General features: G+C 69.6%; 11 protein-coding genes and 1 pseudogene. All 12 read left to right on the top strand.

What is annotated here, in order from left to right; translation table 11 throughout:
• Positions 1 to 472: Type 1 glutamine amidotransferase-like domain-containing protein (locus tag ACE3TU_RS14445; protein ID WP_374625366.1), on the top strand; the 472-nt coding region annotated here is incomplete at its 5' end.
• Positions 469 to 1,113, top strand: coding sequence for a GNAT family N-acetyltransferase (locus tag ACE3TU_RS14440; protein WP_374625364.1), 645 nt, complete (start codon positions 469 to 471; stop codon positions 1,111 to 1,113). The genes ACE3TU_RS14445 and ACE3TU_RS14440, both read left to right, overlap by 4 nt.
• A gap of 154 nt (positions 1,114 to 1,267) precedes the next feature.
• Positions 1,268 to 1,834, top strand: coding sequence for a GNAT family N-acetyltransferase (locus tag ACE3TU_RS14435; protein ID WP_374625362.1), 567 nt, complete (start codon positions 1,268 to 1,270; stop codon positions 1,832 to 1,834).
• Complete coding sequence (gene obgE, locus ACE3TU_RS14430) at positions 1,831 to 2,874, top strand: GTPase ObgE (RefSeq protein WP_374625360.1); 1,044 nt, start codon at positions 1,831 to 1,833, stop codon at positions 2,872 to 2,874. The genes ACE3TU_RS14435 and obgE overlap by 4 nt, the downstream gene beginning before the upstream one ends.
• Positions 2,875 to 3,028: 154 nt before the next feature.
• Entirely contained in the window at positions 3,029 to 4,165 is a 1,137-nt protein-coding gene (gene proB / locus ACE3TU_RS14425; RefSeq protein WP_374625358.1) for a glutamate 5-kinase, read from the top strand.
• Positions 4,165 to 5,460: a glutamate-5-semialdehyde dehydrogenase gene (locus tag ACE3TU_RS14420; protein WP_374625356.1), complete on the top strand. Its 1,296-nt coding sequence runs from the start codon at positions 4,165 to 4,167 to the stop codon at positions 5,458 to 5,460. Before proB ends, ACE3TU_RS14420 begins: the two co-directional genes overlap by 1 nt.
• 25 nt (positions 5,461 to 5,485) lie before the next feature.
• The gene (locus ACE3TU_RS14415; protein WP_374625354.1) at positions 5,486 to 6,109 is read left to right on the top strand and encodes a nicotinate-nucleotide adenylyltransferase; all 624 of its coding nucleotides are present in this window, start codon (positions 5,486 to 5,488) and stop codon (positions 6,107 to 6,109) included.
• A gap of 187 nt (positions 6,110 to 6,296) precedes the next feature.
• A complete protein-coding gene (rsfS, locus tag ACE3TU_RS14410) occupies positions 6,297 to 6,677 on the top strand; it encodes a ribosome silencing factor (RefSeq protein ID WP_374625352.1) in 381 nt (126 codons plus the stop codon).
• 69 nt (positions 6,678 to 6,746) lie between these two features.
• Entirely contained in the window at positions 6,747 to 7,226 is a 480-nt protein-coding gene (rlmH, locus tag ACE3TU_RS14405; protein ID WP_374625350.1) for a 23S rRNA (pseudouridine(1915)-N(3))-methyltransferase RlmH, read from the top strand.
• Between the two features lie 126 nt (positions 7,227 to 7,352).
• On the top strand, positions 7,353 to 8,723 hold the full coding sequence (locus ACE3TU_RS14400; protein WP_374625348.1) for a murein hydrolase activator EnvC: 1,371 nt from the start codon (positions 7,353 to 7,355) through the stop codon (positions 8,721 to 8,723).
• 6 nt (positions 8,724 to 8,729) lie between these two features.
• On the top strand, positions 8,730 to 10,079 hold the full coding sequence (locus tag ACE3TU_RS14395; protein ID WP_374625346.1) for a S41 family peptidase: 1,350 nt from the start codon (positions 8,730 to 8,732) through the stop codon (positions 10,077 to 10,079).
• Positions 10,080 to 10,177: 98 nt separating this feature from the next.
• Positions 10,178 to 10,436, top strand: a pseudogene (locus ACE3TU_RS14390) (hypothetical protein); the annotation flags it as partial.

Below are 10,436 nucleotides of genomic sequence, written 5' to 3'. Positions count from 1 at the left end.
CGACCTCAGGGCCTATTTCGGCCTGCCCGAGGCGCTGGCGACGGACCTCGAGCGCTTCGATCTCGTCTGGGTCACCGGCGGCAACAGCTTCGTCTTGCGCCGCGCCATGAAGCAGTCGGGCTTCGACGAGGCGATCCTGGCGCTGCTGGAGCGCGACGCAATCGTCTATGGCGGTGCGGGTGCCGGCGCCATGGTGGCGGCGCCCAGTCTGGTCGGCATGCACCTGATGGACGATCCCGACGCCGCCCCGCTCGGCTACGACGCGGAGACCCCCTGGGACGGGCTGGGGCTGATCGACCATGCCATCGTGCCGCACTATCGCTCGCCGCACCCCGAAGGCGCGGCTGCCGAACGCGCCGTGCGACACCTGTCCGCCCGCGGCCTGCGCTACCGGGCGCTGCACGACGGCGAGGTTGTCGTGTGGACCGAGCACCGGTCACGGCGGGTGGGCGCGGAACTGAGGATCGCATGATGAAGCCGACCGGGACGGACGACCCCGCCATCCGGCGGAGGCCGCGGCCCAAGGGTCCGGCCGAACAGGCGCGGGCACTGCAGGAAGCGACGGCCCGGCTCGGCGCGCGCCGACAGCGCGATGCACTGCCGCTGCGCCTCGAGACGCCGCGGCTGGTGCTGCGCGCGCCGATCCGCGGCGACGTCCCCGAACTGGTGCGGCTGGCCGACAACCGCACCATCGCGGAGCGACTGGCACGCCTGCCGCACCCCTATACCCGGGCCGACGGCATCGCCTTTGTCGAGATGTTCAGCCAGCGGGACGACGAACGGCCCTATGCGATCACCCTCGAGGACCGGTTCGCCGGCGTGGTCGGCTTCTCCTTTGCCGCCGGCGAGCCGCCGGAACTGGGCTACTGGCTGGGCGAGCCGTACTGGGGCAGGGGCATCATGAGCGAGGCGGTGAAGGCGCTGCTCGAGGCGGCGTTCGCCACGGGGCTGTTTCCGGTGATCAAGGCGCGGGCGCTCAAGACCAACCTCGCATCACGGCACGTGCTCGAAAAGGCCGGCTTCGTCTTCCTCCGCGAGGACCTGGAGGCAATCGGTAACCGGGCGGGAGAAGCGACGGTCTGCTACCGGCTGGAGATGCCGAAATGGAGCTAGGTCCTTGGGCTCGGACTCGCCACGCCACCAATGTCATTCCGGCGAAGGCCGGAACCCATCCTGAGATGGCTGCAGATCGGCTGCCACACCTCAGGATGGGCCCCGGCCTGCGCCGGGGTGACGCGGTGTGTGATTGTGCATTGGGGAATGATTGATGGATGTCACCCTGACGACGTCACGCCTGGTGCTGCGCCAGCCCAGGCTCATCGATGCGGAGCGGCTGGCGCGGTTCCTCGACAATTTCGCCGTCTCGGGCAACCTGGCGCGCGTCCCCTATCCCTATCGGCTGGCCGATGCCAAGGCCTGGCTGCGCAGCTGGCGGCCGGACCGGCCGGCCGGCGAGACCGGCTTCACCATCGAGCTGCCGGGCGAGGGGCTGATCGGCCATGTGGGCTTCCATGCCGATGTCGACGGCATCGTCATCGGCTACTGGCTGGCGCAGCCGTTCTGGAACCGCGGCTTCATGACGGAGGCGGCGCGCGGCGCACTCGAGTGGTACTTCGAGACCTCGGACGCCGAGATGGTGCAGTCCGGCGTGTTCCACTTCAACAAGGCTTCCCTCGCCATCCAGAGAAAGCTCGGATTCATCGAGATCGGCACCTCGTCCCGGCTTTGCCTTGCGCGCGGCGAAGAGCTGCGCCATATCGACACCCGACTGACGCGTGCCGCCTGGGCAGCGAAACGCGCCGCCTCAGGCCAACAGGACCCCGTGAACCGATGAAATTCCTCGACCAGGCCAAGGTCTTCGTCCGTTCCGGCAATGGCGGCGCCGGCGCGGTCAGCTTCCTGCGCGAGAAGTTCGTCGAGTTCGGCGGCCCCAATGGAGGCAATGGCGGGCGCGGCGGCGACGTCATCATCCGATGCGTGGATGGCCTCAACACGCTGATCGACTACCGCTACCAGCAGCACTTCAAGGCGGCGACCGGGACCCACGGCATGGGCAAGGACCGACACGGCGCCAAGGGCGAGGACACGATCCTCAAGGTGCCGGTCGGTACCCAGGTGTTCGAGGACGACAACGAGACGCTGATCGCCGATCTCACCGAGGTGGGCCAGGAGCTGGTCCTGCTCACCGGCGGCAATGGAGGTTTCGGCAATGCGCATTTCAAGACCAGCGCCAACCAGGCGCCGCGCCGCGCCAACCCGGGCCAGGAGGGCACGGAGAAGTGGATTTGGCTCAGGCTCAAGCTGATCGCCGATGCCGGACTGGTGGGCCTGCCCAATGCCGGCAAGTCCACCTTCCTTGCCGCCGTATCGGCGGCCAAGCCCAAGATCGCCGACTATCCGTTCACCACGCTCCACCCCAACCTGGGCGTGGTTTCGATCGGTGAGCGCGATTTCGTGCTCGCCGACATTCCCGGCCTGATCGAGGGCGCGCACGAGGGCCAGGGGCTCGGCGACCGGTTTCTCGGCCATGTCGAGCGCTGCGCAATCCTCGTCCACCTGATCGACGGCACGCAGGACGACGTCAAGACGGCCTATCGCACGATCCGCGCCGAGCTCGCTGCCTATGCCGAGGAACTTGCGGACAAGCCGGAGATCGTCGTGCTCAACAAGATCGACGCGCTCGAGGAGGGCGCGGTAAGGGACAAGCTCAAGGCGCTCAAGCGCGCCAGCAAGGCCGAGGTGTTCGCGTGCTCCGGCGTCACCGGCGAGGGAGTCGACCAGGTTCTCTACCGGATCATCGCCCAGATCGATGCCGACAAGGCGGCGGCGGTCGAGGCCGAGCGGCGCAAGGCCGAGCCGACCTGGGTGCCGTGATGGGTCGGCCGGATTTGCTCACTTGGCACCCCCTCACCCTGCCGCTCTCCCACGGGGGGAGAAACGCAGTCTGCACCGGCAGCGCCACCGTGGCCCCCTCGCCCCTGCGGGGAGCGGGCCGGGGTGAGGGGCACCCCGCGAGCGGTGGTGCCGCATGAGCAATGCCCTCGCCCCCTACCGCCGGCTCACCGTCAAGATCGGGTCGGCCCTGCTGGTCGACGGCAAGACCGGCAAGCTGCGGGCCGACTGGCTGGCCTCGCTGGCGGCCGACCTCGCCGCCCTCAAGGCCGAAGGGCGCTCGCTGGTGATCGTTTCGTCGGGCGCCATCGCGCTCGGCCGGCGCCTGCTCGGGCTCGACGCCAAGGCACTGCCGCTCGAGCAGAGCCAGGCGGCCGCCAGCGCCGGCCAGATCGCGCTCAGCCAGGCCTGGGCCGCGGCCCTGGGCGCGCATGGCATCGTCACAGGGCAGATCCTGCTCACCCCCAACATCACCGAGGAGCGGCGCTACTTCCTCAACGCCCGCACCACCATCACGACGCTGCTCGGCCTGGGCGCCATCCCGATCATCAACGAGAACGATTCCGTCGCCACCGCCGAGATCCGCTATGGCGACAACGACCGGCTCTCGGCGCGCGTCGCCACCATGATCGAGGCCGACTGCCTGATCCTGCTGTCCGATGTCGACGGGCTCTACTCGGCTCCGCCGGGCAAGGACCCCAATGCCCGCCACCTGCCCGAGGTGGCGCTGATCACCCCGGAAATCGAGGCGATGGCGGGCGGTGCCGCCAGCCACCTGAGCCGCGGCGGCATGACCACCAAGGTCGAGGCCGGCAAGATCGCCACCGGGGCAGGCACGGCGATGATCATCGCCAGGGGGACCGAGGACCATCCACTGCAGGCCCTCACCGAGGGGGCGCGGCACACCCTGTTCGCCCCCGCCCAGAGCCGGGCGCAGGCGCGCAAGCGCTGGATCATGGGCACGCTGGAACTGTCGGGCGCGGTGCATGTCGATGCCGGCGCGGCCCGGGCCCTGCTGACCGGCCGGAGCCTGCTGCCGATCGGGGTGACGAAGGCAAGCGGCACGTTCGAGCGCGGCGACGTCATCGCGGTGCTCGACCCCGAGGGGCGGGAGGTGGCGCGCGGGCTCGCCAGCCTGGGGCGCGAGGAGGTCGACATCGTCAAGGGCAAGAAGTCGACGGCCGTCGCCGAGCTATTGGGCTTCAACACCCGCTCGGAGGTGCTGCATCGCGACAACATGGTGACCCTGATGGGGGCGGAGGCAAGGATCTGATGGCACTCTTCGAAGCGATCTTCGGCGAGCAGGAGCAAGGCCTGCCGGCCCTGATGCTCGAGCTGGGGCGCCGCGCCCGCGCTGCCGCCAACCTCCTCGCCTTCGCCGATCCGCTCGCCAAGGGGCGCGCCCTCGAGGCTGCCGCCGCGGCGCTCGACGACCGGCGCGCGGCGATCCTTGCCGCCAATGCCGAAGACATGGCGGCCGCCCAGACCAAAGGCATCTCGAAGGCTTTCCTCGACCGGCTGCTGCTCACCGACAGGCGCATCGACGCGATGATCGAGGGGCTGAGGACCATCGCGGCCCTGCCGGACCCGGTGGGCACGGTGATGGCCCGCTGGAGCCGCCCCAACGGGCTCGACATCGCCCGCGTCCGCACCCCGCTCGGCGTCATCGGCGTGATCTTCGAGAGCCGCCCCAATGTCACCGCCGATGCCGGCGCGCTGACGCTGAAGGCCGGCAACGCGGTGATCCTCAGGGGCGGCTCGGACAGCACCAACTCCACCCGCGCCATCCATGCCTGCCTCGTCGAGGGGCTGATCGTCGCCAACCTGCCGGCCGACGCCATCCAGATGGTCCCCACCACCGACCGCGCCGCCGTGGGAGAAATGCTCAAGGGGCTCGGCGGCCATATCGACGTCATCGTGCCGCGCGGCGGCAAGACGCTGGTGGCCCGCGTGCAGGAGGAGGCGCGGGTTCCGGTCTTCGCCCATCTCGAGGGGCTGTGCCACACCTATATCGACAAGTCGGCCGACCTCGCCATGGCGGTCGAGGTGACGCTCAACGCCAAGATGCGGCGCACCGGCATCTGCGGCGCGACCGAGACGCTGCTGATCCACCGCGACGCGGTGGACACGCACCTCAAGCCGGTGATCGCGGCGCTGATCGCCAGGGGCTGCGAGATCCGCGGCGATGCGACCGTCACCGCGCTCGTACCCGAGGCCGTCCCCGCCAGCGAGGACGATTGGCGTACCGAATATGAGGATGCCATCCTGTCGGTGAAGGTGGTAGCCGATGTCGGCGAGGCCATCGCCCATATCGGCACCTATTCGTCGCACCATACCGAGGCGATCATCGCCGAGGACCAGGCGGCGGTCGGCCGCTTCTTTGCCGAGATCGACTCCGCCATCCTCTTGCACAACGCCTCGACCCAGTTCGCCGATGGCGGCGAGTTCGGCTTCGGCGGCGAGATCGGCATCGCGACCGGCAAGTTCCATGCCCGCGGGCCGGTGGGGGTGGAGCAACTGACGAGCTTCAAGTATCTCGTGCGCGGCAGCGGACAGACCCGGCCTTGAGCGCCACAGGCCTCGCCGCGCCGGCATGACCCTCTCCCCCGACATGGTCGCGCTGCCCCCGCACGGCCCCGGCCTCCGGGTCGGGCTGTTCGGGGGCAGCTTCAACCCCGTGCACGAAGGCCACCGGCTGGTGGCCGAGCAGTGCCTGAGGCGGCTCGAACTGGATGCGGTCTGGCTGCTGGTGTCGCCGGGCAACCCGCTGAAGGACCATGCCGAACTCGCCCCGCTGGCGACGCGCGTGGCGGCGGCGCGCGCCCTGCTCACCGATCCGCGCCTCGAGGTGACGGCCGTCGAGGCGGCGCACCGCTTCAGCTACACGATCGACACGCTGGAGTGGCTGGTGGCCGCCTGCCCCGGCACCCGCTTCGTCTGGATCATGGGGGCCGACAACCTCGCCCAGTTCCACCGCTGGGAGCGTTGGGAGGACATTGCCCGGCTGATGCCGATCGCCGTCTACGCGCGGCCGGGCGCGACGTTCCGCGCCACCGTGTCACGCGCGGCGACGGCCATGAAGCCCTACCGCTTGCGCGAGGAGGCGGCGGCGACCCTCGCCGACCGGCAGCCGCCGGCCTGGGTGTACCTGCATGGCATCACCTCGCCGCAGTCTTCGACCGCACTTCGCCGTGCCGGACAGAATGGTTCGAATTGATGCCGGGCCCGAAACCTTGCGGAATGCCGGCCGAGACGTCATATTGCGCCTGTAGTGGTGTGGTCGCTACTTTTGATGGGACAACCGGCAATAGCTGCGCTTCCGCGAGCATTTGGACCGACGAGCCAAGGACAACCGAAACACGCATGACCCGTGCTGATAGTGCATGGGCTGGGGCCATTTGTTGATGGCCGCACCCAGAAAGAAGATCGAGCCCGCCCCGGCGCCGCCGCAACCGCAGATGATCGAGCTGGTGCTCAAGTGCCTCGACGATGCCAAGGCGGAGCAGACCGTGGCAATCGACATCACCGGCAAATCCTCGCTGGCAGACCACATGGTGGTCACCTCGGGCCGTTCCAACCGGCACGTCGGCGCGGTCGCCGATCAGCTGGTCAAGGCGCTGCGCGAGGCCGGCTTCGACAAGCCGCGCATCGAGGGCCTGCCGCATGCCGACTGGGTGCTGGTCGATGCCGGCGACGTCATCGTCCACATCTTCCGTCCCGAGGTGCGCGAGTTCTACAATCTCGAGAAGATGTGGTCGGTGGACTTCGCCGCCGAGGGTCGCTGAGCGTCCCCCCGCCCGGACGTGCACCGGCCCCGTCCTCCGACCAGCCGTGACGAGGGCCGCAGCTGACCCATGCGCATCGCCATAGCCGCCATCGGCCGCATGAAGCAGGGACCCGAGCGGGACCTGGTGACCCGGTACCTCGAGCGCGCCCGCGCCGCCGGCAGGCCGCTGGCGCTGACCGGCTTCGATGTGCTCGAACTGCCCGAGTCGCGGGCTGCTTCGGCCGAGGCTCGCAAGGCGGAAGAGGCCCGCGGCCTCGCCGCGCAACTGCCCGAGGGGGTGCGGGTGGTGCTCGACGAGCATGGCAAGTCGCTCTCCTCGCACGGCCTGACCGAGCAGATCGCGCGCTGGCGCGATGCCGGGCGCCCGGCGCTGAGCCTTGTCATCGGCGGCGCCGACGGCCACGGCCACGAGATGCTGTCCGGCGCCGACCTGATGCTGAGCTTTTCCCCTCTCACCTGGCCGCACCAGCTGGTGCGCATCATGCTGGCCGAGCAGCTCTACCGCGCCACCACCATCCTGTCCGGCCACCCCTACCACCGCGAATGAGCCGGCCGGAGGCCATGCAAAAGACAAACCCGCCACCAGACTTGGCCTGCGCTATGGTCGCAAGGCAATGATTCGGGGCGTCCGGGGAGCGTGATGCCGGCACACGGCTGGTCCAGACACAGGGGAATGGCGGGGCTTGCCCTGGGGCTCGCCCTCGGCTCGGTGGCGCTGGCGCAGACGGCGACGACGCCCGATTTGCCGGCCGCGACCAGTGAACTCGAGCTGCGTCCCGCCGTCGATGCCGATCCGCCGGCGATCGCCCCGGCCGAGACGGCACCGGCCGTCGCCGGCGAGGAACAGAAGGCCCTCAACCAGATCGAGACCTCGATCAGCCTGAGCCAGGAGCGGTCGGAGGCGCTGAAGCGCGAGATCGAGGAGATGCGCGGCGACCGCGCCCGGCAGAACGCGGCGCTGATCGCCGCCGCGCAGCGGGTCAAGCTGGCGGAAACCGACATCGCCGCGCTCGAGGAGACGCTGGGCGACCTGATCGTGCAGGAGCTCGAGGTGCGCGGCCGGCTCGATGGCGCCGATGCCACCATTTCGGGCGTGCTCGCCGCGCTCGAGCGCATCTCGCTCAACCCGCCCCCGGCACTGATCGTCGATCCGGCCGACGCGCTGGGTTCGGCCCGCTCGGCCATCCTGATGTCGGCGATCCTGCCGCAGCTGCAGGCCAAGGCGGATGCGGTGATGGCCGACCTGACGCGGCTCGGCGAGATCAAGGCAGCGGCGCTCGAGCAGCAGGGCCGGCTCGAGGCGAACCTCACCATCCTCGAGGAGGAGCAGCTGCGCATCGGCGCCCTGATCGCCGCCCGCAAGCAGTCGGAAGCCCGCGCCACGGCGGAACTCGCCGCCGAAGAGGCGGAAGCGGAGGCGCTTGCCGCGAGGGCCACCTCGCTGCAGCAGCTGATCGGCGAGCTGACCCGCCGGGCCGCCGCCGTCGCCACTGCCGCCGAGGCCACGGCCAATGCCAACCTGGGCAACAGCGTGCCGACGCTCGACCGCGAGACCATCCGCATCGCGCTCGCCAATAGCGAGCGGAGGGAGCCGGCAGTGCCCTTCGCGCAGGCGCGAGGCTTCCTCGCCATGCCCACGAGCGGCGTCACCGTGATCGAATACGGGGCGGGCGACGGCTTCGGCGGCATCTCGCGCGGCCTCTCGGTGGTGACGCGGGCCGAGGCGCAGGTGGTGGCCCCCGCCGACGGCTGGGTGCTCTACAAGGGCAACTACCTCAATTATGGCCAAATCGTCATCCTCAATGCCGGGCAGGACTACACGATCCTGCTGGCCGGTCTCGAGAAGGTGGATGTCGACATCGGCCAGTTCGTGATGCTGGGAGAGCCCGTCGGCAGCATGGGATCACAGACAATTGGGCGCGCCGTCGCCACCAGCGCTGGTGTCTCCCGGCCGACGCTTTATATTGAGATGCGAAAGAACAACGAGCCCGTCGACCCCACCGGATGGTGGGCGCAGCCGGCGACTCCAACCCAGAGTGGATGAATCCCCATGCGCCTGACGCCCTTCCGTACCGCCGTGTCGGCGGCTGTGCTGTTCGCCCTCGGGGTCGCCTGCGCCCCGCTGGTGGCGCAGGACAAGGCCGCGGTGCCGGCGGTCGAGCCGCGCACGCCTGACGAGATCTACTCCGACCTGTCGCTGTTCGGCGAAGTGTTCGACCGCATCCGGGCCGAGTATGTCGAGGCCCCCGACGAGCGCCAGCTGATCCACGCGGCGCTGCAGGGCATGCTGACCTCGCTCGACCCGCATTCGAGCTATATGGAGCCGATCGACTACGCCGACGTGCAGGAGGATACCACCGGCCAGTTCGGCGGGCTAGGCATCGAGGTGCAGATGGAAGAGGGCGTGATCAAGGTGGTCTCGCCGATCGACGATACGCCGGCGGCCAAGGCAGGCATCCTGGCTGGCGACTTCATCGTCGAGCTCGACGGCACGCAGGTGCAGGGCCTGACGCTGGACCAGGCTGTCGAGAAGATGCGCGGGCAGGTCGGCACCAAGATCAAGATCACGGTGATCCGCGAAGGCGTGAACGAGCCGCTGCAGTTCGAGCTGACGCGCGACATCATCGCCACCCGTGCGGCCCGCCTGAGCATGGAAGGCGATGTCGGGGTGATCCGCCTCGCCCGCTTCTCCGAGCAGGCCTTCGTGGGCATCCAGAAGGCGATCGACGACGTCTACAAGCAGCGCAACGGCGTGCCGCCCAAGGGCCTGATCCTCGACCTGAGGAACAACCCGGGCGGGCTGGTGGACCAGGCGGTGTTCGTGTCCGACGCCTTCCTCAAGCAGGGAGCGGTGGTGCTGACGCGGGGCCGCATCGAGTCCGAGAGCGCGCGCTACGATGCCAAGCCCGACGCGCTCGACCAGCGCATCGCCGACGTGCCGCTGGTGGTGCTGATCAATGGCGGCTCGGCCTCGGCGGCGGAGATCGTCGCCGGCGCCCTGCAGGACCACAAGCGCGCCACCGTGGTGGGCACCCGCTCGTTCGGCAAGGGCTCGGTGCAGTCGATCATCCCGCTCGGCGCCGATGGCGCGATGCGGCTGACCACCGCACGCTACTACACGCCCAACAACCGCTCGATCCAGGCCGCGGGCATCCAGCCCGACATCGTCGTGACCCAGGACGTGCCGGACGAGTTCAAGGGCCGCGACGAGATCCTCGGCGAAGCCGCGCTGCCCGGCCAGATCGGCGGCGGCACCGAGGAGCAGGCCACCGTCGGCTCGTCGGTCTACGTGCCGGCCGACAAGGAAAAGGACAACCAGCTGCAGTACGCGCTCAAGCTGATCAACGGCGAGGAGACCGACCCGGCCTACCCGCCCAAGGTCGATCGCGTCGCCGGTTAACACTCCGTTACTGGTTAATGGATCATGATGCCCGGACGGGGCGGCGAGTCGCCGCCCCGTTGCGATTCGAGCCGGATTGACCTCGCCGTGAGTGCACCATGAGCGACCTCAGCGCACCGCTCACCCGCCGCAAGGCGCGTCAGCCCAGTGCCGCGCCCCCGGTGGGGCCCGGCCGGTCGCTGCCGATCGCCCGCCTCGCCTTCGGGGCGCTGCTGGTGCTCGTGCTCGGTGTGGTGGCCTGGGTCGTGGCGATCGACGACCCGACCGGCGGACGGCCGAGCACCACGGCCGATATCGTCAGGACCGCCAATCTCGACAGCCCCGAAGGCCTCGCAGCCAGCGATGCCGGGCACGACA

Source organism: Devosia sp., assembly GCF_041917035.1.
Taxonomy (GTDB): Bacteria; Pseudomonadota; Alphaproteobacteria; order Rhizobiales; family Devosiaceae; genus Devosia_A.
Note: the sequence above shows the minus strand (reverse complement) of the source record. Positions and strands in the feature narration are given on the sequence as shown.

Excerpts from the sequence above, each read along its gene's own strand:
- ACE3TU_RS14440 (WP_374625364.1), top strand. The coding sequence starts at position 469 with ATGATGAAGCCGACCGGGACGGACGACCCCGCCATCCGGCGGAGGCCG.
- ACE3TU_RS14435 (WP_374625362.1), top strand. The coding sequence starts at position 1,268 with ATGGATGTCACCCTGACGACGTCACGCCTGGTGCTGCGCCAGCCCAGG.
- obgE (WP_374625360.1), top strand. The coding sequence starts at position 1,831 with ATGAAATTCCTCGACCAGGCCAAGGTCTTCGTCCGTTCCGGCAATGGC.
- proB (WP_374625358.1), top strand. The coding sequence starts at position 3,029 with ATGAGCAATGCCCTCGCCCCCTACCGCCGGCTCACCGTCAAGATCGGG.
- ACE3TU_RS14420 (WP_374625356.1), top strand. The coding sequence starts at position 4,165 with ATGGCACTCTTCGAAGCGATCTTCGGCGAGCAGGAGCAAGGCCTGCCG.
- ACE3TU_RS14415 (WP_374625354.1), top strand. The coding sequence starts at position 5,486 with ATGACCCTCTCCCCCGACATGGTCGCGCTGCCCCCGCACGGCCCCGGC.
- rsfS (WP_374625352.1), top strand. The coding sequence starts at position 6,297 with ATGGCCGCACCCAGAAAGAAGATCGAGCCCGCCCCGGCGCCGCCGCAA.
- rlmH (WP_374625350.1), top strand. The coding sequence starts at position 6,747 with ATGCGCATCGCCATAGCCGCCATCGGCCGCATGAAGCAGGGACCCGAG.
- ACE3TU_RS14400 (WP_374625348.1), top strand. The coding sequence starts at position 7,353 with ATGGCGGGGCTTGCCCTGGGGCTCGCCCTCGGCTCGGTGGCGCTGGCG.
- ACE3TU_RS14395 (WP_374625346.1), top strand. The coding sequence starts at position 8,730 with ATGCGCCTGACGCCCTTCCGTACCGCCGTGTCGGCGGCTGTGCTGTTC.